Origin of the sequence: Campylobacter sp. MIT 97-5078, from assembly GCF_006864455.1 — a bacterium.
Classification (GTDB): domain Bacteria; phylum Campylobacterota; class Campylobacteria; order Campylobacterales; family Campylobacteraceae; genus Campylobacter_D.
Window position 1 is genome coordinate 42,291 of sequence record NZ_QHLK01000005.1, and the last position, 22,669, is coordinate 64,959.

Here is a 22,669-nt window from a genome sequence, read left to right on the forward strand (position 1 = left end):
GTAATTTAATATGATTTTTAACAATCATAAATTTCACAAGGAGAACAAATGAAGAGAATCATTTCTTCTGTCATTTTGACATTGTTTGTAGCGTTTCTAAGCGCTTGCTCAAACTCATCTTCAAAAGAAGATACCAACGCAACTTCTGCTGGCACTCAAGCAACTTCAACTCTTGAGACGATCAAAAATAATGGCGTAGTGAGAATTGGCGTTTTTGGTGATAAACCTCCTTTTGGTTTTGTTGATGAAAAAGGGGCAAATCAAGGTTATGATGTCGTCTTTGCAAAACGCATAGCACAAGAACTTTTAGGCGATGAAAATAAGGTGCAATTTGTGCTTGTTGAGGCAGCAAATCGCGTTGAGTTTTTAAAGTCTGATAAAGTTGATATTATCTTGGCAAATTTTACTCAAACTCCAGAGAGAGCTGAACAAGTTGATTTTACTTTGCCTTATATGAAAGTGGCTTTAGGCGTGGTTGTGCCACAAGATTTGAATGTAACAAGTGTTGATGATCTTAAGGATAAAACTCTTATCTTAAACAAAGGCACTACAGCTGATGCGTTTTTTACCACGAATTATCCAGAGATTAAAAGTTTGAAATTTGATCAAAATACCGAGACTTTCGCAGCCTTGCTTGATGGACGCGGACAGGCTTTAGCTCATGATAATACGCTTTTATTTGCTTGGGTAAAAGATAAGCCAAATTTCAAAGTTGCTATACAAGAGTTAGGTAACAAAGATGTTATCGCTGCAGCTGTAAAAAAAGGCAATGATGAACTTAAAAACTTTATCAACGATCTTATCGTAAAGCTTGCTGATGAGCAATTTTTTCATAAAGCTTATGATGCAACTTTAAAAGAAGCTTTCACTGATGATATTGATCCAGAAAGCGTAGTTATCGAAGGCGGTAAGCTTTAATTTAAAAGAGAGGCTCTAAGCCTCTTTTCTTCTAATCCTTAAAAAGGCTTTTCTTGAGAAAAAAAGCGATTAAAAACACCCTATATGCTTCTTTGGGTGGAATTTTAGAATTTTATGATTATATACTTTTTGTCTTTTTTGCTAAACTTTTTGCAGAAATATTTTTTCCGCCAAATAATGCTTTTTGGACTGAGATCGGTGTATGGATAAGCTTTGGAGCAGGGTATTTAGCACGTCCTTTTGGAGCTGTTGTTTTTGCACATTTTGGTGATAAAAAGGGGCGAAAAGATGTGTTTTACATCACTATGCTTTTAATGATACTGCCAAGTTTTGCTCTTGCCTTTTTGCCAAGCTATGAAAGTATAGGACTTGCAGCAACTATAATTTTATTTGTGATACGCATTTTGCAAGGTTTGGCTGTAGGTGCTGAAGTAAGTGGAGCCTGGGTTTTTGTGAGCGAGTTTGTAAGTCAAAAGTATAAAAGCTTTGCACTTGGCTTTATTTCAGCAACTTTAACACTAGGCTTGCTTTTAGCTGGACTTGTAAGTTTGCTTGTTAATGAAATTTTCACTCAAGAAGAGCTTAAGGCTTGGGCTTGGCGTTTGCCTTTTATTTTGGGCGGATTTTTTGGGGTTTTAGCTTGCTTTTTGAGAAAAAAACTCAGCGAAACGCCGGTATTTGAAAAACTTAAAAAAGATGAGACTTTGCTTAATTTTCCGCTTTTACAGGCTTTAAAAACGCATAAACTTGCTATGCTTGTGTGTGCTTTAATGAGCGTAGTTTTAACAAGCGGGGTAGCGACTTTAACCATAGTTCCCCAGCATTTTAATACACTTTTAGGCTTTGATACAAATCAAAGCTTGATTTACTCGAATTTAGCCATAGTTGCTATCATCTTTGGAAGCCTCATACAAGGAACTTTGGCTAGCTTTTTTGGGAATTTTAAAATTTGTGTGCTTTTTAGCATACTTTTTGCCATTTTTGGTATAGGGCTTGGCTTATACAATGAACACTTTTTATTCTATTATCTTTTGGCGTGTTTTATGCAAGGTATTATTTCTTTTGCGCCTATTTTTATGACCAGTGTTTTTAAGCCAGAATTGCTGTTTAGCGGACTTTCTTTTGCATATAATATATCCTATGCACTTTTAGCTTTTGTAACGCCTTTTGTCATTCAAGGAATTTATGAGAAGTATTTGGGGTATTATTTTGTTTTTGTGGCACTTTGTAGCTTGCTTTGTGTGTTTTTAGTAAGACATTTAAATAATGCTTATTTAAGAAAAATTTAAAGGTGGTTTTTGAGCTGAGTAAAAATTTATAAGCAAGTGAAGTTTTAAAATGGTGGTTAGAGGCAACTTTGAATAGATATGCTTAAATATCTTTAATATAGTAATTTAAGAATATATATTTTAAAAAGTTAGTAGAAAAGTTAGCTATATATAAACCAACTTTTCTACTTTTATTTTTACACCTTTGAAATTAAGAAAATTCTTTAATTTTATTAGAAAAGTCTGTATTAAAGAGATGTTTTAATGCCACTTGAATTAAAGCAGTAATTTTTTCATTTTCATTAAGGTTATCATCAAATTGTTCCTTATAAAGAGGTAACATCATTTCTATGAGTTTCATAGTCTTTTCATCAAAAGCAAGCCTCTTTTGTGTCATTAAAGTCTTTTTAGAACCATTTAAGCCTAAAATTGCTTCTTTGACTTCATTATTTGCATTATTTTCCATATATAGTCCTTTTTTATAAATTTAAGTATATTATAGCATATTTTTGCAAATATTTTATATATAAGCTATATTTATTAGTAAAAATAATATATAATTATATTTATATAACATAACTTAACAAAGAAAAAAGCTTGCAAAATTATCATTTCTTGTAAGAAGTCAAGATAAAAATATAACATACTATTTAGTATGTTATACAAAATGGAGAATTTCTAATGAAACTAAGCAAAAACGACTTTATCTTAGATTTGGAGACTTGGGCTAAGGCATATTTTTTGCACATATCAGCCCTTAACTACTCAAAAAATACAATTTTGCTATATAAGAGAGTGATTAATGAATTTATTGAGTATAGCCTTGAGTTTCAAGATGAAATGTCTATTAAGCACATAAAAACAGCTTATATTATAGCTTTCTTGCAATTTTTGGAAGAAAAAGTGTGCAATAACGCAAAAAAGCTTAAAAATGGTTATAAACTTTCAAAATCATCAAAAAGTGCTTATGTTAAAGCAATTCGTTCTTTTTTTGTTTTTATCACTGAAAATAACGATGAAAATTATACTTTTGACTTTGCCTTTAAAAAGATCAAGCTTGACAATACCAAAAGCGAAGAAAAACTCATTTATCTTAATGAAGATGAAATTTTGAGATTAAGCGAGTATATAGAAAGGCAAAAAGCAAAGAAAAGTGATTTTTTATCGTATAGAAATGCTTTGCTTGTTAAATTAATGCTTCACGCAGGACTTAGAATAAGCGAGGCTTTAGGTGTAAAATTAAAAGACTTTAGCGATCAAGATGAAATGTATGCTATTAAAATATTAGCTAAAGGAGGTAAAGAGCAATTTGCCTACATAGATAAAGAAAAGATAGCTGGTGACTTAGAATTTCTAAGCAGTATTCTTGATAATGAAGCTTTGATTATGCAAACAAAAAATCATACTCCGCTTAATAGAACAAATGCCTTTGCTATCATTAATAAAATTTATGAAAAAAGTCTTATATCAAAAAAAGGTTTGCATCTATTAAGACATACTTTGGCAATGAGGCTTACTGATAGAGGAGTTAGTCCTTTGGTTATACAAAAAATACTAAGGCATTCTAATATTAACACCACAACCATTTATGCAAAAGCTACAGCTAAAAATGTAGCGGAGGTTTTGGTGGGATTTTAAAAGAATTTTTCTTTAAAAAACCTTTAAAAAAGACTTTTGAAAGAAAAATAAGGGCTAGAGCAAGAAAGCCTAAAAGGGCTTATCTTCCCATATTGTAAGGTATTTTTAGGTTGAAATTATCGATTGTAATTGTTTTCAACCAAAACTCAAACAGTTGTTTGCAAAGATGAATTTTTAATTTGTGTATTATCATAGAGCTTTTCTCCGTTGTTTTCTATGATTAGTTTTAAGGTAATTTTTTGATTTTTGGTCAAATTATCCCATTCGATCAAGAAATAATTATATTCCCTTTGAAGTATCAAAATTAGAGTATCTTTGATGTCTTTTTGTGAAGCTTTGTACTTGACTATATGTCATAATTCATAAGCAGATTGTTGTGTGTAATAAGGAAAACCTTTGGTTATTTTATAAATTTCATCGATTTCTTTGCTCGTAGCCCTAAAACGATCCTGCAAAAATTCTTTCCAAGATGTCAAAGAAATTTCTGCAATACTAAAATGCTTAACTGATTTGTAAAAAGCTCATTTTTTATCTGTAAATATAGCCTCTAGCAATGTCTCGTTTTAACTCTTTTTCTTCAGCTATGCGATTGCAAAAAAACTCTCCTTTGACTATTCCACCATAAAAAAATGGATTTTTTGTTCTGTAATTTTCATTATGTATTCTCTATTATGTAAAATGCGTTATGTTTTTTACATAATTATACTATATAAATTTAGTATCTTTGGTATTGTAAATACAAATTTTTAGATTTTTAGAATAGACTTAAAATAAGAAAATCTAAAAAGTCGATGAGGGATATAGAATATTAATAGACCTAGAGTGGTTTTAATCCAAACTTTCGTTGGAACTCTCTAGGTTACCAAAATTATAATATAATTAAGTAAATAAAAAAAACAAAAAAAGGTTTTTTATGTTTAGCTTGGAAAATAATGTGTATTTAAAAATAAAAAAAATATTTAACAAGCATAACGATATTCTTACAGAAGATTTTGAAAAAAGAATTAAGAAAAGCATTAGAGTTCTTCATTTTGAATATTTATGGGGTTCTTGCAAAGAAGCAGAAAAGGTGGTGTCCAAAAATAATCTTAGCTCCAAAGACATCAATCTATTCGATTTAATTATGGATATTTATAACAAAAGAAGAAGACAACATCAAGCTAAATTTCTACTCTTGCATTGCTTTGAGAATGCTTTGCGTAGCACTCTAGCAGTAAAAATTGCAAATAAATATAATGGTGCTAAAGATAATTGGTTCTTAGATAATAGCAATATGTCAGAACAAATGAAAAGTAGAATTCGTAGGAAATGCACACGCATCAATATACAAGCAGCAAGTACATTTGAAATTTTTGATTGTTTTTATTTAATAGATTTACAAGAGATTTTATCAGAATATTGGTTTTTATTTGAAGATATTTTTTTGGGTTCAAAGCAATATAAAGGACAAGTTCTTCCCGCCTATAACATATTGCATTTAGATGTAAAAGTTGGGCAAATTCGTATAGCTAGAAATTTAATTTGTCATAATAAGCCGACTAAGATACGCTTTCAAAAAGATTTGGAAATTTTGCTTTTGAGAATGGGGTATAACCTTAGAGATGCTATTAATATAGGAGATATTACACAATCAATACCTTTAAATTATAACTATGACGATCTATTAATATAAGGTTGCCAAAGCAAAAGATGAGAATTTATATATTACCACTTAAGCTTTTTATCAAAACCAAGCTCATCAATGAGTCTATTTCTAAAAGGTATTAAGTCTTTCATAAGCTTATCCATAGCTATGCTATGGCTTACTAACACAAGTTTTACCTTGTCTCCCAAAAATTCAGCTGTATATATGTTTTTGGTGTTTTTATTCACAAAAGCATCATCTACATTTGCATAAGGTCTATATTCTTTGGCAAATGTTTCATTGCTTACTGTAAATACTTTTCCTTGTATATCTATAACTTCATCGTGTTTCATTATATATCCTTTTTTAAATATGTTAAATTTTAGATATAAATAATATCTCAAAAATAGATATGTTATTTATATCCTTTTTTTGCTTTATTTTTCAGCATTTTATCATAAAAAGCTTGGGCTTGTTCTAATTCATCAAAATAATCTATTTTTAGTCCTGTATGCGATTTATAATTAACATTGCCATATTTCCTTTCTACTAAAAAAGTGTTGAATAGGGTTTGTTCCATACTCATTTGATAATACCTTGTATTACCTCTATCAGTGGCTCTAAAGATAGTAGTTTGCATCTTCAAGCCTTTGGATTTTTAAGAGTTTCTTCTATTTCTTTGATGTTATATAAAGGGCTTTTAGTGCTTTTATGAATACGATATTCCTTAATATAACCCTGTTTAACCCAGTTAATAATGGTTGCACAACTTACTTGCAGAATTTTAGCAGCTTCATCTCTTCTGCAATATATTCTTTCACTCATTGTTTTCTCCTATAACTTTCCCTTGTAAACAATCATTTTGAAGTTTGATAATTTCATCTTCTTCTATGTAAATAGCTCTGCCAAATCGTGAAGCTTTTATAGCTTTTGTTTTAACCCATCTATTAATAGTAGGATAACTTACACCAAAAAATTCAGCACTTTCTTTAATGCTGTAATAACGCTTTTTTATATTTTTGCCATCTTTTACGAGTATAAGAAACTCTTTCATTATTCCTCCTTATGTTATGGTTATGCTATCTTTACAATATTTTAAAAACTTGTCATCAAGTAAATAAGCTCTATCTACAATAAGTTCAGCTTTACTTCTTGTTAGAGCAACATAAAAAAGATTAAGTTCTTCTTTGGTTATCTCTACATTTGAATTTTCTTCAAGCATTTCTCTTAAATTGATAAAATCATCAATAATTTCCACTCTATCCCATTCAAGTCCTTTGCTTTTATGTCCTGTGCTAAGAATTAAATGAGCTTTGGTTGGGTCCTTAACTACACTTGTTTTTATTTTTTTAATAAGCTCAAAAATATTTTCTCCCATATATTTAAAGCAAATAAGGAGTTTTTGCTTTAAGTCAATCTCCTTACTTTCATCAGAATAGGCTATAAGTTCTTTAACATTGTTAAATCTAGAAATAAAAGCATTTTGAATGCGTTCTTTTTTACCACAAAGCAAATTTTGAATATCAAGCAGATCGTTGAAATTGTAGCTTTCTACTCCACCTACTAAAAAAAATTTTTATCTAGGTTTTGCACAGCTATGTCAAAAAGTTTGGCATTGGTGCGAGTAATGATTGCTTTTTGTTCATTTAAATTTTTACGCTTATCTGGTTTAAAAGAGCCTTTAAATTCTTTTTTTGCTCCCAAGAGTTGCAAGTATCTATTGGCTTCTTTTGTTATGCTTTCAGGGCAACGAAAGCTTTGTGTAAGATAAAGCACTTTTGCATTTGGATATGAAGCTAGAAATTCTAAAGAATTACGCGCTCCTCTAAATTTATAAATACTTTGATAAGTATCTCCTATAAAGACTTTTTTAGCTTTTTGATTTAAAACTATATCTATGACACAGCCATTAATATCTTGAGCCTCATCAACAACTATAAAATCATAATCTAAAACAGGCTTGCTAAGCTGAAAATCTTTAAGGTAAAAGTCGTGTTCATAAAGTAGTTTTTTATCATTTGGAATTTTTTCCAGCCACAAAGTCCTTAGCTTTCTTAAAATATAACTTGTATCCATACGAGGGTTAAGTCCATAGTCTTTTAAATTTTTACTTACTTCGTTGATAAAATCTTCAAGATTAAAATTTGTATTGCAAAAGTTACGAAGCAAAGAAAGCAAAGAGCTTGCATAAAAGTTTTTTTCTTTTTCATCACGATCATTTAAAAGAGGATTTAAATCTAAGGCTCTTAAAGAACCAAGCCTTTCTTTGATGGATTTATTAGTATTTTCATAAGCTAGAGAGTGCATAGTTTTTACACTTACATTTTTAATATGTTTAAATTTAGATTCAGCCTCCACCCTCATCGCAGAATTGTAGGATAAATAAAGAATTTTATACTTAGCTCTTTGTTCGCAAAATTTTACTAAAGTGGAAGTTTTGCCTGTTCCAGCATAAGCGTTAATGAGAAGTATGTTCTCAAATTCGCAATTTACAATATGATCTTGTTCTTTAGTTAAGGAAGAAACTGACATTATCATTTCCTTTATAGGTAAAAGTATCATTTTTAAATACAATATTAAATTCCGCAAGCAAGTGAATATTTTTATTAAATTCTTGTTTGATAGCTCTATAATACCTATCGCCTTTGTTTGCTTTTACACCTATAGCAAGCAATAGATTGTCAAAACTTAGATTTAAGGCATTATGCGAAATGAAAAAACGAATAGCTGTTTTTATTGTGGAATTTTCTACATTGACTATATTTAAAGTTTCTTTGTTATAGTTTATGGCAAAAGTATCTTTATAAAATTTCAAATACTCACTTGAAAGAAATATGCCTAGAAATTCTTCTTTATCATTATATTTCATTGTTGAAATAATGTGAAAAGCATAGCCTATACCATCATTTGTTTTAAGATAGATAACTGCAGACATTATCTCATCAAGCATAGATTTAAACCACTTGTAATTAAAGCCCTTGTCTCCATAATATTTAAGCACATTTGCGGTGCTAAATTCAACCAAAAGCCTATTATCATTAGTAATTTTTTTATATTTTGCACAAAATATAATCAAATCGAGGAGGTCTTTATGAGCTTGAGTGAGCAAAAAGCCTTTTATTTGCACCTTGCCCCATTTTGTTTGCACGCTTCTTGTTCTTTTATTTGCCAAGAAGTCTTTATAAATGGCAGAACTCGGACTTGTTCTTTTTATAGGTGCAAAAATAGGTAATCTCAATTCTTGCACACTACAAATAGTATTTTGAATTTTGTGATTAAAAAATGTTTCATTTATATCATTTTCTTTATTCATAATAATATTATACAATAATAAGTAAAATATTCATATAAATTGTTAATTTTTTTATATTTTTTATTTTAATATATCTATTTTATAGGAATTTATCTAAATAAATATCTTATTTTTTAATGCAAATAAATTCATAAATATCTATATTTTTTTATAAAAAATATTACTAATAATAATATTTTTATGATATAATTTTAAGATTGATTTAATCAATAATGGGTGCTGTTTTTACAGCAAAGAAAGCGTTGAGGGCTTTTATAGGCTCTTTAGTTTTTTAATCTTTTTATTTGGCTAAGAACTACAAATCTAAATTTAAGGTTAAAAATGAAAAAGCTTTTATTGTTTTTAATGTTTGTATTTACCTTTGGAGCAATTTCGCTCTTTGCGGGCAATACTGATGGACTTGGTGCAAAAGGATTATGGGATACGGTAAGTTCTTGGCTAGATGATACTTACGCTTCAAGAATTATAGCCCTTTTGTTCTTTTGTGTTGGAGTGTGGAGAGCCTTTGCTGGTTCTATACTTCAATTTTTCTTAATGCTTGGTTTTGCTGTTTTGGTAACTCAAGGAAATTCTATTATCGAAGCACTTAATTCAGGCTTGTTTTAAAAGAAAAAGGAGGATTTTACCTCCTTTTTCTATATAAATTGTGCGAATGAAAGGATCGTTTTTGGCTAAAGATTCAAATGGATATGTAGAAATTAATAAATTTATTGATACTAAGCCTATGTTTGGAAATTGGGAAATTGATACCCTTGTTGTTTTTTCTGTTTTTGTGGCTATTGCCATACTTTTTACTAAAGGGGCTATTAGTTTTGGAATTTTCTTTGTTTTAGGCATTATTTGTTCAAAAATCTATGAAAAGCTTAAAAAATCAAGGATTAAAGGTTTCTTTTTGCATTTGCTCTATATGACAGGCATAAGACAACCTAAAAAAATGCCACCCTCTTATATGAGATATTTTGTAGGAGCATAAATGTTATTTGATAAATACAAAAATAAAATGGATAAATACCTTTACGAGAATATTACTTTTAGAATAATCTCTATTGTTCTAAGCATTGTGATTATTTTCTTGGTATATATCATCGTAGCAAGAACTGATTCTCAAAAAGTTGTTTTTGTTCCACCAAAAATTGTCAATCAAGAATTTTGGATAGCAGGCAATGAAGTTTCTAAAACCTATTTACACGAGATGGGGCAATTTATTACTTTTAACTTGTTGAATGTTACAAAATCTAATGCAAATAACAATATCGAAAATATCCTCACTCTAGTTGATCCAAAATTTTATGATGAAGTAAAATCAAAACTTTTAGAGCAAGCAAGATATATCATAGAAAACTCTATTTCAAGGACTTTTTTTGTCTCTTCAATCGATGCTGATGTTAAAGGTGTTATTAAAGTTTATGGTGTGGTTAAGGATATTATTGATAGCAAAGTTGTCCGCTCTGAAAATGCTGAGTTTGATATTAGGTATGACATTATACTTGGCAGATTTTTTTTAACTGATGTTGTGCCTATTAAACACGAAAAAGGAGGAAAAAGTGATAACTAGGAAAAAAGTTGCCATTTTTATGGCTTTTATTATATCTTTTACAAATCTAAATGCCATAGTTGTAATTGACAATCCACCAAGTGAAGCTATCACAATTAATGTGTCAAACAATAGTGTTAATAGACTTGTCTTGCCAAGCACTATACTTGATGTTTCTTACTCTAAGGAAAAAGGTGTAGATATTAAGGTTGTGAATAACCAAGCTTTCATTAAATATCAACCTGTGCTTAAAGAAAAAATACGCACAACAGGTAAGAATAAGGTTGAAGTTATAGGACAGCCAGAAACTATTTATGATAGAGCTCAAAGTTCTGAGGTGTTTTTTATCACTGAGTCCAAAACTTATTCTATTGTGCTCAATCCTGTGGAAATGGAGGCTGAAACTATTGTTATTAATGATTTTGCAGCAAGCAAGGAAGAAATTTTAAAATATGAAAGCAATGATCCTTTTATAGCTACAATGGGTAAAATCACACAAAGTATATTTGCAAATGGCGTGCCACAAGGTTATAAAACTAAAAAAATAAATAAAATAATTGCAAATGATAGCACGCTTGAGATGAAAGAAATTAATACCTATGATGGTGTGATATATAGTGCTGCTTTAATCGAAGTAAGAAATAAAACCGATAAAGCTCTTGTTTTAAATCCAAAAGATTATATTAAATTCGCAAAAGAAAGCCCAAAAGCCATAAGTGTGTATTATGACAATGAGGTTAATCATCTTTTACCCTATTCAAGAGCTAGCATAGTTATCATCACAAAGGCTGTAAGATGAATAACCCATTTTTGAAATTCTTTAGCAATGACAAAGATCCAAATAATGCTCAAAAAAATCAAAGTAAAAATAAGATTATTATTTTTATAGGACTCATTGTAACGCTTGGATGTTTAATGTTTTTGGTTGGAGATAAAAAACAAACAACGAGTAGCAATACAGCAGGTAACTTTAAAATTGTTGAAGAAAATCCAACTGCTAAAACACAATGGGTTGGTTCAGCAGTCGATGATTTAGCTTTAGCCAAGAAAGATTTAATTAACTTGAATACAAGGAATGAAAGCCTTGCTAAAGAAGTTAATGACTTAAAAAAACTTATTATTGATATGCAAAAAGAAAATGCAAATTATTTGAAAAATAATGCAAAAGATGAAGCTAAAGCCAATGAGATACCTTTGCAACCTACAACTACAAATACAAACAATCAGTCTAATTTCATTGAAAACAATGATAGTTTATACAAGAATTTTCCAATGCCAACAGCAAAAATCGAAAGTCAAACACTAATGCAAGAAGAAAAATTTGGTTTAACAAAACTTGGAGAAGTGCCTGATTTAGAAGAGGTAGAAGAGATACGCTATACACCAATAGAGGGGACACTTTCTTTTACAAATGTTACTCAGCCTAAGCCAAAGGAAGAAAAGCCAAAAAAGTTAGAGGGGCATATCATACCTACGGGATCAATAATTAAAGCTGTATTGCTTTCAGGTATGGACGCCCCTACAATGACACAAGCTAAAAGTTCTCCCTTGCCTATATTGATGAAAGTAACTGATTTGTCTATTTTGCCAAATTATTTTGCCTATGATATTGTGGATTGTTTTTTAATGGGTGAGGGTTATGGGGATTTAACTGCTGAAAGAGCTTATATCAGAGTTAATAATATTTCTTGCATTACTAATAAAAGAGAACATATTGATATGGCTTTAAGAGGTGCAGTAAGTGGCGAAGATGGTAAGCTTGGGCTCAAAGGCGAAGTCATTACAAAGCAAGGTGCCTTGCTTGCTAGGACACTTATTGCTGGATTTTTACAAGGTGTAGGAGAATCATTTGCTAATCAAAATCAAATCATTACTTCAGGTTGGGGTGGCACAACAACACAAACAGGCAATATGAGTGCAGGAGAAAGTTTACAAGCTGGAGCTTTTAAAGGACTTTCAAGTTCGGCTGAAAAATTGGCTGATTTTTACCTTAAAATGGCTGATCAGGTTACCCCTGTGATTGAAATTTCAGCAGGAAGAGAAATTAATGTTTTAGTAACTGAAATGACAGCACTTGATACAGTAAATAATCAACAAACAGCAAATGGCAAAAAACCAAATACTCAAACACAAGTTCAACAAAATAATCAACAACAAATTCAAAATCAATAAGGAGAAACCAATGAAATTAAAATTGACAACTTTTTTAGGATCAAGTCTTGCTCTTTTTAGCTTTCTTAATGCAACCGAGCCTACTACTCTCATAGAGCAACAAGAAGAAGCTCTTGTAAAAGGTATTATACCAAGCACAAAGATAGATAAGGTTGAAAGAGCTGAAATTGATGGCTTTTATAAGGCTTATTTAGGCAATGGCAATATCTTTTACATTAATCCTTTCAAGCGTGTTTTATTTATAGGAGAACTTTATACAGCTACAGGCGAAAGCTTAACAGCTAACGATGCAAGCAAATGGCAGGCTGAACTTAATGAAAAGGCTTTAAAAGATGCTAATGCAACAGAACTTTTGCAAAATGCAAAAAGAGTCGTGTATGGAAGTGGTAGTAAAAGATATGATTTTGTTATTTTTACCGATCCAGAGTGTCCATTTTGCGCCAAAGTTGAGGAATTTTTTGAAAAACAAAATGTGAATGTATATGTAAATTTTTTTCCTTTAAGTTTCCATCAGAATGCTAAGAAATGGAGCGGACAAATACTTTCTAGCAAAGATATAAAATTAGCGATGAAGCAAATTAGAACCACTCAAAAGAATTTAAACGATGTGAGTATAAGCAAGGAAGCTGAAAATACTTTAAAGGCTACCATAGCTTTAGGCGAAAAGCTTAATATTACAGGCACGCCAAAACTCTTTGTTATAGACAAAATAGAACAAAATAAGGTTGTAGCTGTAATTGATGGGGCAAATTTTGAAAGGATAAATGAATTTTTAGTTAAGGATAAGGAATGAAAGGACATTTGTTAAAGCTTTCTAGTGTTGTTATCTTTGGAGCTTTTTTAATTCAGGGTTGCTCTGCTATGCTTCCTTATAGAGATGATTTTCAGTGTCAAAAGGGCAAAAATAGTGGAGTTTGTGGCTCGGTATCTGAAATTTATGATTTAAGCTCTGATATGGAAGACTTGAGGACAAGAACACTTGATGGTGGTAAAGCTCAAGATCAAAAGAAAAAAGCAAAAGAGCTAGAAGCAGAAAAGCAAAGACAAAAGGATATGTTTGCTAAACAAAAACTTCAAGAGATGGTAGAGGCTACTGAAATTCGCAATATTCAAAATGAACACCCTGCGATTTTTAGATTTTATCTTGATGAAGATAAAAGAGTGCCAACGAGCACACCTTTGGTGTGGAATAGTGATTACTCTGCTACAGTTAGTAAAAACACGCAGACAAAGGTTAGAAAAAATAAAAAGCCTAAGATTTCAAAAAAAGGCAATAAATCCAAAACTTCTCAAACAAAAGCTCTTGCAAGCTCAAAAACAAATGACAATGGGGTGAGTGCTTTATGGGACAATATAGGAGAAAATAATGCAAGCAAAATAGAAAATAATGTGACAAATTCTACGCTCGCAGGAGATTTAAATACAAGCAATGTGTCACAGACTTTAGTTAATTGTTCTGCAAGCGGTGGAACTAAGAAAGAAATTAATGCAGAGGTTAAGGTTTGTGTCTATGCAGCAAACATAAGACAAGAGCCAAGTTGTAAAGCAAAGGTGCTAAGGATAGCTAACAAAGATGAAGTGCTTTTTGCACTTTATGAACAAGATGGTTGGGTAAAACTAAACGATGGAACATTTATACATAAAAGCATTATCACACAAGATTAAGTTGGTTGTTGTAAGTTTAACAATAGCTCCAAGTTTATTAATGGCAATGCAAAGCGATAAAGAATTGCAAGGGGATATTCTTTTAAAGCAAGCTTTTATTTCTTTGTTTGAAAAAAATAAGGCTTTAGAAGAGCGTATTGCTCTTTTAGAAAAGAATGTTTTTCCAAATAAAACCACTCCAAAAGGTAAAGCACAAAATCCTTACACTTTCTTTGACTTAGTCAAAGAAAGTGTAGCTAAAAAGAAATTTAGTTATGGTAAGGCTGTAAAGATTGTTACAGTAAGAAAACAACCTGATACTAAGGCTCAAAAGGTAGCAGTTGTGCCTGTGGGTGGCAAGCTTATTGTAAAAGATTTGGTGCAGTCTAAGACAGGCTCTTATTGGTATAAGCTTGATGAAGGAGCGTATGTTTATATTGAAAACATTACCTTTTGGAGTGATAAAAAATGAGAAAGACTAGTCTTATATTTGCATTGGTAGGTTCTTTATTGATGAGTGCTTGTTCTTTTAAAGATAGTCCTATTGTGGCAAAAAATAAAGATTTAAACAATAAGCTTAAAATCCTTATTAATGATGATATAAATTACACTGCTTTACCAAAAGGCAATGAAGATGAGCTCATTAGAGAATTTTTAACAAACTCTCCTGCTTTTGCTCAGCAAAATAGACAAAGTGCTGTAAGAGAAAATATCACAAAGTTACCAAACACTATGCCACTTTTTAGACAGCCTTTATTTGCTCAAATGGTTATTTTTCCCTTTGTGAGTGATGATGGGCTTTATCATAGCTATAGTGAAAGCTGGCTTAAAATTAAAGATGGAGAGTTTGTTCTTAGTGATCCACGAAGTGGAGAAGAAGCCAAAGAAAAAATCTTTGATTTCAATGTAATAAATGGAGAATAATATGTCTTTTATGGATTTTATTGCTAGCAAAATGGATAAACTTAAAGAGCCTGCAAAGGATTTAAGTTCTTTACCTACTCAAACTTACAATGCCTTATTTGAGCGTTATAAATTTAGTGATTTTTTGCCCTATATGAGCTTTGATGAAAATGAGGGTATTTACATCAACAATGACAATAGTTATGGTTGCATATTTTTTGCCTCTCCTCGCATACGAATGGGCGAGAGTACAGCTACAGCCATAGAAGAAATGCTTTCTAAGTTGTCTGATGACACTTTTTTGCAATTTATGCTTTTTGGTTCTAAAAATATACGAAATAATGTAGAGTATTGGAAGCACGAGCACCTAAAAAGGGCTAATTTTGAAAACAATGAACTTCTTAGAAAAGCTGTAATCAATATGAGCGAGTTTTATTATTCAAAAACTAAGGAGGGGGTTTCTCGCTCTATGACAGCTAAAATTAAAAATTTTATTCTTTTAATCAGTATCAAATCGGATAAAAAAGAAAATATAGTTCAATATAAAGATACTCTAAAAAATATACTTTCAGCCAATCATTTTGGAGGACATCTTGTAAAACCACAAGAATTAAAACCTATACTATATGAAATTTTAAATCCAAATCACGATATTAATGGCATTATCCCTCCTTATGATGAAAATTGTTATATCAATAAACAAATTATAGCTCCTAGCACAAAAATCATCATTAAAGACACGCATATAGAAGTAGATGATAAAAGCTATATTTCCCTTGCTACACAGAGCTTGCCAAAAATTGCTCATATAAGTGATTTTGGAGAAAAATAGGAGATTATATCAGTAGGGCTTTAGACACCAATCAATTCAAGGATAGTTTCTTTATTACAAGTTCAATTATGAGACTTCCTAAGAAAAAAACAGGTTCTGTTGCAAGAAATCACTCAGTCATTCTTTCTCAAAAATGGAGTGAAGCTTTGTTTAGACAATTTGCTGCTGCAAGAGAAGAAAGTGTATCTATCCTTGATAGGATAGACAATCAAAAAGAAAAACTTTATGCTTTTGATTTAAATGTTATTGTAAGTGGAGATAGCTATGAAGATGCCGCTCAAAACGCTCATACTATGATGAGTTATTGGAACAAGGGCGGAGAAAGCAAAGCTTTGATAATGGACGAAGCCTTAGGTATTCATCAGCTTAATTTCATTGCATCTTTACCTATGGGCATAAATAAAGAATATATTTTTTCTACCACAGGTAAATATCGTTCTTTATTTCCTGATCAAGTGTCTCAATTTATTCCTCTTGAAGCAGATTACAAGGGCACAACTCCAAATATAATACTTTTTTCAAGAAGAGCACAGCTTGCAGGAGTGGATTTGTTTGTTTCTAATATCAATTTTAATGCTTATCTTGTTGCTACTTCAGGAGCTGGTAAATCAGTGCTTTTGAATATGCTTGGTTTTAATTCTTATGCAAGAGGCGATAGAGTTTTTGTATTAGATTATGACAATTCCTTTTTAAAGCTTTGTGAGACTTTAGATGGACAATATGTATTTCTTGATCCTCAAAAGCCTATTAGTTTTAATCCATTTTCTGAAATTAAGAACGAAGAGCAATTAATGGAAGATTTGGCATATTTAGCAGATTTTATCTATATGCTTGGTAGTTCAAAATCTGAAAATAGAGCTCAAGAAGATGAAAAGCTGATAAAAACAAAGCTTCAAGATATTATCAAAAAACTTTATCTTGATATAGGCAATAAAATTGAAGTAACCAATATAAGAGATACAATTAATGCTATGTATGGCGAACAAGATTTAAGATTTAAAGACTTTGCGGATCAACTTGGTTCGTTTTGTAGGGGTGGAATTTATGAAAAGTTTTTAGCTGGGACAAATGAGTTTAATATCAGTAAAGAATTTATAGTAGTTGAATTTAAAGGACTTGAAAGCCACCCTGAAATCAGAGATCCGCTCGTAATGCTTCTTATTTATCATATCAATCAGCTTATGTATATGAGTGCAGATAGAAAATCTCGCATTCAAATCATCATTGATGAAGCTCATAGATTTCTTGGTAAAAATCCAAGAATGGATGATTTCATTGAGCAAGCATATCGTAGAGCAAGAAAATATGATGGCTCTATCATACTTGCTACTCAAGGTTTTGATGATATATACAATGCTAAAAGCGGAGGACTTTCAAAGGCTGGTTCAACTATCATCAGCAACTCTTCGTGGAAAATCTTTATGAAGCAAACTGAAACTTCAATCAATATGCTTATAAAGTCTGAAGTCTTTAATCTTGGAGAAATGGATAAGCAAATTTTACGCTCAGTTTCTACAGTTAAGCCTGAATATTCAGAGCTATATGTAATTACTCCTGAAGAAATAAAACTACCTTATAGACTTGTAATGGATAGGTTTTTTTATTTTCTTACTTCCACAGATCCAAAAGACAAGGCAAGAATTAAAGAGCTTACTGATAGTGGAATGAATTTAGGAGAGGCTATAGAAAAACTTGCCAAAGAACTATGATAAGGAGAAGTAATGTTTAAATTTGAGGATATGGTTGAGGATAAAGTGAGTGATCTACATCTTGTAAAATTTTTTATCAAACAGTTGTATTTATATTCTCAAGCAAATAATGAAAAAGAAGAAACAGAAATTTTATTTAATATGCTTTTTGCTTTGCCTTTGAATAAAGAGGATATGTATTCAGTTGAAAGCATTCAATTAAAAGACAAAGAAGAAGAGCTACTTGTTTTGTTAGAACATATTTATATGATACCAAATATACTTTCTCAAAGAAAATTTATAGCTTTAATATTTAACCTCCTTATGGCGAGAGGCTATGATTTTGATCACTTGATTTCGCTTTTACACAAAAAAGGATAAAGATGAATACCAAAGATTTGTTTATAAATTTAATTTTTTGTTTTAATGCTTTGTTGTATTGTGTCTTATGATAAGTTTTTTGCTCCTAAATTTCCAAAAATTTATCTTGTAGATATGCAAGTTATAGAAGATAGTCTAAGAAAAGAAATACTTAGCATAGCTTTAAATAATAAAGGTTTTGTGCCAAGCGAAGAATATGTGCTTGAACGCTCAAAGGAAATTTACACTATAGTAGAAAAGATAGCAGATGAGAATAATGCTCTTATTTTTTATAAAAGTGCTTTGGCTAATAGCAATGCTTATGCAAAAGATATTAGTAAAGATGTGCTTGCTATCTATGAAAATATTAGAAAGGATAAATAATGAGCTTGGATAAAGAAAATATCAGCAAAGCTCTTAACATTATAGCCTTATCTATAGTTGTTTTTGTTGTTTTATACATTGCAATTGGTTTTATAACAAATTTCTTTGGGATAGGCTTTATTAGAACCCAAAGTATCGATAAGCAAGTGATGATCTATAGAAAAGATTTTCAAAGCAGAGAACTTAAAGATAAGCTGATTTATTTTTTGCTACCTAAAGACACTCCTTATTTTACAAAGTTTTCAAATTTTGCCAAATATGTGCGTTGTAAAGATGGAGATATGCTTAGTGTAAAGGGTTTGGAGTATTTTTGTAATGGTAAGCTTATAGGTGTTGCAAAGACTAAAGATAAAAATGGTAAAGAAGTTAAACCTTTTGTTTTTGATGGTATTATTCCTCAAGGCAAGTATTTTGTAATGGGGATTCACGAGCGAAGTTATGATAGTAGGTATTGGGGTTTTGTTGATAAAAATTTAATTCAAGGAGTGAGTATATGGGAGCTATAAAAAAAGGTTTAAGTATAGCTTGCATCAGTGCTATAATGGCAAGTGGAGCCAAAGCTGATATGTCTAGCTTTATCAGTTCAGCACTTGGAGGAAGTTTTACAAGTGAGAATGCTGGGTATTTTAAATCACAAGCTTCAGGCTTTGTTACAGGTGGAAGTGCAAGATTTCGTTGGGGAGGAGGCGAGACTATACAACCTTTTTCTGTTCAAGCTCCTAAATTTAATGTGGGTTGCAATGGTATTGATATGGTGCTTGGTGGTTTTTCTTACCTCAATTTTCAGTATTTGGTTGATAAATTAAAGAAGATTGCTTCTGCTGCTCCTGCTTTTGCTTTTCAAATAGCACTTTCTACACTTTGCAAGGATTGTCAAACCATAATGAGCGAGCTTGAAGATATAGCTAATGCTATAAATAATATGAATTTTGATACTTGTCAAATGACAACAAATTGGAGTAACAAATTAGGTAAGGTTCTTAGTGAAAACATAACAGGTGGTCAGCAAGCTGATTGGGTAAGTGGTTTTTCAGAAACAACAAAAAATTCTAAAGAAAAAATTAGTCAATTTACTCAATGGGTTAATGGCAATTCGCCTATAGCAGATCAGGATAATACTGCGGCTAAGGTATTGTTAGAACAATTTAGTTTGATTAAAAATGCTACAAAAAAATCAAATGGTTTCTTTAAAAAAGCCTTTGGTAATGATGAGTATGAACATATCATAAGAGGACTTGTAGGCGATGTGGTGGGTTACACCGAAGAGGGAGCTACTGTTGCTACAGGCAATGGAGCTAATGCAGAACCAAAGATAGCTGTGTTACGCCCTGAAATTTCAGCAGAATCTTTTATTAATGTTGTTTGGGATAATAAAGAAAAAAAAGGTGGAAAAAATCAAGTTCAATATACCAAATATAATATTCAATGTGATGATGGCAAGTGTAATGATCCTGCTATAGGAACAACAAAAGCAACTCTTATGATGAATAAAAGTATGAGAGAGCTTATGGAAGCACAATTTGATGAAATCCTTACAAATATTACCCAAAATACCCCACTTACAGCCGACAATAAGAGTTTTATTGAGGGTGCTCCTTTACCTGTGGCAGATGTGCTTAATCTTGCTTCAACAGGTAAAATTAGTTTTAAAACTAATACTCCTATTAGCGAATATATCGCCTTGCTTACTCTTAAAGCCTATATGGACGATTTGTATTTTGAGCTTAATCAAACTCTTGCTGCTTATCAAAATCAAAGCAAAAAGTTAGATAGAGAAGATGCTCAATTTATGAGAGAGATTGCAGTAGCTTCAATGGAATTTAATAATGCTGTTCAAGGCAAATTAGCCCAAATAAGTGAAGAAATCGGTATAAATAGTGGCGTAACAGATCAAATCAAAAATATGCTCGTGCAAGGGCTTAGAACAAATCCTTTAACCAATACAGGCAAAAATTAGGAGTATAAATTATGAAAAAGACTTTATCTTTAATGCTTTGTTTCCTATCTTTTCTTTTAGCTACTGATACAAATGATGGTATAAGTTTTGGAGCAGATATTCTTAAGCATTTTAAAAGCAATATGAATACTACGATAAATAATCCCATTACAAATGGAAGTGCTATTACAAGCGTTGATGGTAAAAGTAGTGGGAGTGCTAAGATAGTATGCGAAGAAGCAAAGAGTGCTGATTTTATAAGTTTTTCTTACAATATAGACTCAAGATCAAACATATAAATTAACATATCAATTGATGAGAATCTTGATAAAAGAAAAGATAGAAATTTTTATTTTTCTGATGTTAGCGGTATATGTGCCAATGGCGTTGTAACAACAACTTCTATAAGGCAGAAAGTGGGTAATGATGTTTTTGGTCGCCCTAAATATGTTTGGATTGATAAGATGGCTTATCATATTTGGCAGTATAATGGCTCTATTCTTTCTTTAAAAGAAGTTCAAAAAGAAGATTGTGGAGGTTGTTACTGTATCAACCAAAGTTGTGGTAATTTAGCTCATACTAATAAAGCTAAGATTTTGCAAGATATTGCTGCACCTATATCAAATCTTATCGCAAGTTCTACGCATTTTATCTTGTCTAAGGCTGAATTAAAAAGTGATATGCTTGTGTATAAGGGGCAAGATAGCTCAGCTTGTGATACAGCTTTAAATAAAGGTTCAAGTTATGTGCAAACAAATACAAATAGTGATTTAAAAGCTCTTGCTAATCAACAAAAAAGCTTACAAGCTCAAAGTGAAGATAGCGTGTATTCAGCCTTTAGTGAAGCATTTAATAATGATAATTCAGGGCTTGATACAAGCTTTAAACAAGAGTTAATGAGTGAAGAAGCAAGTATTAAATCAAGTGCTAAAATGTCAGGTTCAAATTACTCTTATAGTGGTGGCAATGGTAGTATTCAGCTTGTAAATAACCCTGATATGAAATTTTGTGAAGTTAGTGTGCCAAATACTGATACAACTATATTTAGTGATGGAACAAATAGAAAAAATGTTACAAGCAATGATATTGTTTATAAGGCTGAAATAAGAGAATGTAAGCAAGATACTTGTCCTATAAAACAAGGCGAAAAGCTTAAACACAAGTGCGGAAAAATTAATGATATGGGCGAAGTTTTAGCTTCTTTTTCAGCTGTTGAAGAAGTTTCAAAAGATAGCGTATGTCATAAATAAGGATAAAAAATGAAAAGAATAACAATACAAACAATGCTTAGTGTAGTTTTTGCAAGTGTTTTTGCCCAAGCTGATATGCCTTGTTTTCATATAGGCACAGTTAAAGAGTTTGATGGGCATTATTACGCACAAAGTGCTAAAACTATGATTTTTGAAGAAGCTTATAATTTAAGTAAGGACACCAACGCTTATTTGGCTGTGCCAAATACTAAAGAAGAAAATGCTTTCTTAAGCTCAATGATTGATATTGGTTCTAATGCTTTCATAGGTGTAGCAGATTTAAGCTATACGAATAATTATTGCTTTGAAAACAAGCAGTGTAGCTATGATGATGCACGCTTTAGAGATATTAATAACGAGCCTTTGAGCTTTAAAAATTGGGAAGATAAACAGCCTGATAATCGAGCCAAAAATAATGATAATGGTATAGATAAGGACAAAGGCGAGCATTTTGTAATACTTTCAAGTTCATCTAAAAAGTGGAGTGATGTAAGCTCAACTGCAAAATATAAAGCTTTGTTTGAATTTGAAACTATGCCAAGTTGTTTTAATGCAGATAATTCTGGTTCAAGCCTAGATACTGAAAATAATAATACTTCAGGTGGTGGCAGTGATGAAGAAGAATTAGGCACGCCTCAAGGCTCTCAAGATGCCAACAATGATGGTTGGAATAGCGATGGTAGTTGTGGAGGACAAATTTATATCTTCAATGGCAAGGATAATCGTTGCAAAAGTTGGGATAGATTTGGAGGACTTGCAGGTGGAGGTTGTTGTGATAAAGACAAAGTCTTTTTAGGACTCGTATCTTGTTCTGAGGGAGAGAAAAAGCTTGCTAAAGACAATAGAGATAGAAAATGCGTTGAAGTTGGCGAATATTGCTCTAAAAGAAAGAGATTTATAGGGTGCATACAAAGAAGAAAATCGTTTTGTTGCTTTAATTCTAAACTTGCAAGGATATTTCACGAGCAAGGGCGTCCCCAAATAGGTATGGGCTGGGGTAGCTCTGAAGCACCACAATGCAGAGGCTTTACCCCTGAAGAATTTCAAAAACTTGATTTTAGTGAGATTGATTTAAGTGAGTTTGTTGCTGATCTTATGGGTAGGATAAATGCAAATGATATTTCTAGTAAGTTTTCAGCTGATTCTTTGAAAATCAAAGACAAGGTTCAAGGCAATCTAAATAATATATCTAAATAAGGATTACA

At 31.3% G+C, this 22,669-nt stretch carries 30 protein-coding genes; 22 read left to right on the forward strand and 8 right to left on the reverse strand.

Going from position 1 to position 22,669, the window contains the following annotated elements; genetic code table 11:
* Positions 1-48 precede the first annotated feature (48 nt).
* Positions 49-918: a cysteine ABC transporter substrate-binding protein gene (locus DMB91_RS03720; RefSeq protein ID WP_034903072.1), complete on the forward strand. Its 870-nt coding sequence runs from the start codon at positions 49-51 to the stop codon at positions 916-918.
* A 53-nt stretch (positions 919-971) separates the two neighbouring features.
* Positions 972-2,207 carry an MFS transporter gene (locus DMB91_RS03725; protein ID WP_034903076.1) on the forward strand — a complete coding sequence of 412 codons (1,236 nt, stop codon included), beginning with the start codon at positions 972-974 and terminating at the stop codon, positions 2,205-2,207.
* A 190-nt stretch (positions 2,208-2,397) separates the two neighbouring features.
* Here DMB91_RS03725 and DMB91_RS03730 read toward each other — a convergent pair whose 3' ends face one another.
* A complete protein-coding gene (locus DMB91_RS03730) occupies positions 2,398-2,652 on the reverse strand; it encodes a hypothetical protein (protein WP_034903080.1) in 255 nt (84 codons plus the stop codon).
* A gap of 215 nt (positions 2,653-2,867) precedes the next feature.
* Between DMB91_RS03730 and DMB91_RS03735 the strand changes: the two genes are divergently transcribed.
* A complete protein-coding gene (locus DMB91_RS03735; RefSeq protein ID WP_034903082.1) occupies positions 2,868-3,824 on the forward strand; it encodes a tyrosine-type recombinase/integrase in 957 nt (318 codons plus the stop codon).
* Positions 3,825-4,737: 913 nt separating this feature from the next.
* Positions 4,738-5,496: a hypothetical protein gene (locus DMB91_RS03740; protein WP_034903085.1), complete on the forward strand. Its 759-nt coding sequence runs from the start codon at positions 4,738-4,740 to the stop codon at positions 5,494-5,496.
* 32 nt (positions 5,497-5,528) lie between these two features.
* On the opposite strand, the gene DMB91_RS03745 is transcribed toward DMB91_RS03740, so the two are convergent.
* From DMB91_RS03745 to DMB91_RS03770, 7 genes are all read right to left on the reverse strand, one after another.
* A complete protein-coding gene (locus tag DMB91_RS03745) occupies positions 5,529-5,801 on the reverse strand; it encodes a hypothetical protein (RefSeq protein WP_034903087.1) in 273 nt (90 codons plus the stop codon).
* A 62-nt stretch (positions 5,802-5,863) separates the two neighbouring features.
* Positions 5,864-6,088 (reverse strand): WGR domain-containing protein, encoded by a 225-nt coding sequence (locus DMB91_RS03750; protein WP_034903089.1) that lies wholly within the window; start codon positions 6,086-6,088, stop codon positions 5,864-5,866.
* A gap of 2 nt (positions 6,089-6,090) precedes the next feature.
* Positions 6,091-6,273 (reverse strand): helix-turn-helix domain-containing protein, encoded by a 183-nt coding sequence (locus DMB91_RS03755; protein ID WP_034903090.1) that lies wholly within the window; start codon positions 6,271-6,273, stop codon positions 6,091-6,093.
* Positions 6,266-6,502 (reverse strand): helix-turn-helix domain-containing protein, encoded by a 237-nt coding sequence (locus DMB91_RS03760; protein WP_034903091.1) that lies wholly within the window; start codon positions 6,500-6,502, stop codon positions 6,266-6,268. The genes DMB91_RS03755 and DMB91_RS03760 overlap by 8 nt, the downstream gene beginning before the upstream one ends.
* A 9-nt stretch (positions 6,503-6,511) precedes the next feature.
* Positions 6,512-6,961, reverse strand: a complete 450-nt coding sequence (locus tag DMB91_RS09070) for a 3'-5' exonuclease (RefSeq protein WP_231549655.1) — start codon at positions 6,959-6,961, stop codon at positions 6,512-6,514.
* A 50-nt stretch (positions 6,962-7,011) separates the two neighbouring features.
* Complete coding sequence (locus tag DMB91_RS03765; RefSeq protein ID WP_231549656.1) at positions 7,012-7,980, reverse strand: UvrD-helicase domain-containing protein; 969 nt, start codon at positions 7,978-7,980, stop codon at positions 7,012-7,014.
* Positions 7,958-8,761 (reverse strand): hypothetical protein, encoded by an 804-nt coding sequence (locus tag DMB91_RS03770; protein WP_052043147.1) that lies wholly within the window; start codon positions 8,759-8,761, stop codon positions 7,958-7,960. The genes DMB91_RS03765 and DMB91_RS03770 overlap by 23 nt, the downstream gene beginning before the upstream one ends.
* A 321-nt stretch (positions 8,762-9,082) precedes the next feature.
* On the opposite strand from DMB91_RS03770, the gene DMB91_RS03775 reads away from it, so the two are divergent.
* The 18 genes from DMB91_RS03775 (at position 9,083) to traN (ending at position 22,661) form a co-directional block, all read left to right on the forward strand.
* Positions 9,083-9,367: a hypothetical protein gene (locus tag DMB91_RS03775; RefSeq protein WP_034903092.1), complete on the forward strand. Its 285-nt coding sequence runs from the start codon at positions 9,083-9,085 to the stop codon at positions 9,365-9,367.
* A 61-nt stretch (positions 9,368-9,428) separates the two neighbouring features.
* Entirely contained in the window at positions 9,429-9,734 is a 306-nt protein-coding gene (traL, locus tag DMB91_RS03780; RefSeq protein WP_034903095.1) for a type IV conjugative transfer system protein TraL, read from the forward strand.
* Positions 9,735-10,316, forward strand: coding sequence for a TraE/TraK family type IV conjugative transfer system protein (locus DMB91_RS03785; RefSeq protein ID WP_034903098.1), 582 nt, complete (start codon positions 9,735-9,737; stop codon positions 10,314-10,316).
* Positions 10,306-11,094, forward strand: a complete 789-nt coding sequence (locus DMB91_RS03790) for a type-F conjugative transfer system secretin TraK (protein ID WP_231549657.1) — start codon at positions 10,306-10,308, stop codon at positions 11,092-11,094. Before DMB91_RS03785 ends, DMB91_RS03790 begins: the two co-directional genes overlap by 11 nt.
* Positions 11,091-12,467, forward strand: coding sequence for a TraB/VirB10 family protein (locus DMB91_RS03795; RefSeq protein ID WP_052043148.1), 1,377 nt, complete (start codon positions 11,091-11,093; stop codon positions 12,465-12,467). The genes DMB91_RS03790 and DMB91_RS03795 overlap by 4 nt, the downstream gene beginning before the upstream one ends.
* Before the next feature lie 10 nt (positions 12,468-12,477).
* Positions 12,478-13,260, forward strand: coding sequence for a DsbC family protein (locus DMB91_RS03800; protein WP_034903101.1), 783 nt, complete (start codon positions 12,478-12,480; stop codon positions 13,258-13,260).
* Positions 13,257-14,132, forward strand: coding sequence for a TraV family lipoprotein (locus DMB91_RS03805; protein ID WP_034903104.1), 876 nt, complete (start codon positions 13,257-13,259; stop codon positions 14,130-14,132). The genes DMB91_RS03800 and DMB91_RS03805 overlap by 4 nt, the downstream gene beginning before the upstream one ends.
* 40 nt (positions 14,133-14,172) lie before the next feature.
* Positions 14,173-14,583 (forward strand): SH3 domain-containing protein, encoded by a 411-nt coding sequence (locus DMB91_RS03810; RefSeq protein ID WP_143116813.1) that lies wholly within the window; start codon positions 14,173-14,175, stop codon positions 14,581-14,583.
* Positions 14,580-15,035 carry a hypothetical protein gene (locus tag DMB91_RS03815; protein ID WP_034903107.1) on the forward strand — a complete coding sequence of 152 codons (456 nt, stop codon included), beginning with the start codon at positions 14,580-14,582 and terminating at the stop codon, positions 15,033-15,035. Before DMB91_RS03810 ends, DMB91_RS03815 begins: the two co-directional genes overlap by 4 nt.
* A gap of 1 nt (position 15,036) precedes the next feature.
* Positions 15,037-15,846 carry a TraC family protein gene (locus DMB91_RS09075; RefSeq protein WP_231549658.1) on the forward strand — a complete coding sequence of 270 codons (810 nt, stop codon included), beginning with the start codon at positions 15,037-15,039 and terminating at the stop codon, positions 15,844-15,846.
* A 68-nt stretch (positions 15,847-15,914) separates the two neighbouring features.
* On the forward strand, positions 15,915-17,555 hold the full coding sequence (locus DMB91_RS03820) for an ATP-binding protein (RefSeq protein ID WP_231549659.1): 1,641 nt from the start codon (positions 15,915-15,917) through the stop codon (positions 17,553-17,555).
* A 12-nt stretch (positions 17,556-17,567) separates the two neighbouring features.
* On the forward strand, positions 17,568-17,915 hold the full coding sequence (locus DMB91_RS03825) for a hypothetical protein (RefSeq protein ID WP_034903108.1): 348 nt from the start codon (positions 17,568-17,570) through the stop codon (positions 17,913-17,915).
* 60 nt (positions 17,916-17,975) lie between these two features.
* A complete protein-coding gene (locus DMB91_RS03830) occupies positions 17,976-18,278 on the forward strand; it encodes a hypothetical protein (RefSeq protein ID WP_143116814.1) in 303 nt (100 codons plus the stop codon).
* Positions 18,278-18,784 (forward strand): S26 family signal peptidase, encoded by a 507-nt coding sequence (locus tag DMB91_RS03835; RefSeq protein WP_034903112.1) that lies wholly within the window; start codon positions 18,278-18,280, stop codon positions 18,782-18,784. The genes DMB91_RS03830 and DMB91_RS03835 overlap by 1 nt, the downstream gene beginning before the upstream one ends.
* Positions 18,772-20,235 (forward strand): conjugal transfer protein TraH, encoded by a 1,464-nt coding sequence (locus DMB91_RS03840; RefSeq protein WP_052043149.1) that lies wholly within the window; start codon positions 18,772-18,774, stop codon positions 20,233-20,235. Before DMB91_RS03835 ends, DMB91_RS03840 begins: the two co-directional genes overlap by 13 nt.
* Positions 20,236-20,246: 11 nt before the next feature.
* Positions 20,247-20,513 (forward strand): hypothetical protein, encoded by a 267-nt coding sequence (locus DMB91_RS03845; RefSeq protein WP_052043150.1) that lies wholly within the window; start codon positions 20,247-20,249, stop codon positions 20,511-20,513.
* A 117-nt stretch (positions 20,514-20,630) separates the two neighbouring features.
* On the forward strand, positions 20,631-21,464 hold the full coding sequence (locus DMB91_RS03850) for a hypothetical protein (protein ID WP_052043151.1): 834 nt from the start codon (positions 20,631-20,633) through the stop codon (positions 21,462-21,464).
* Positions 21,465-21,473: 9 nt separating this feature from the next.
* On the forward strand, positions 21,474-22,661 hold the full coding sequence (gene traN / locus DMB91_RS03855) for a conjugal transfer protein TraN (RefSeq protein ID WP_143116815.1): 1,188 nt from the start codon (positions 21,474-21,476) through the stop codon (positions 22,659-22,661).
* Positions 22,662-22,669: the final 8 nt, after the last annotated feature.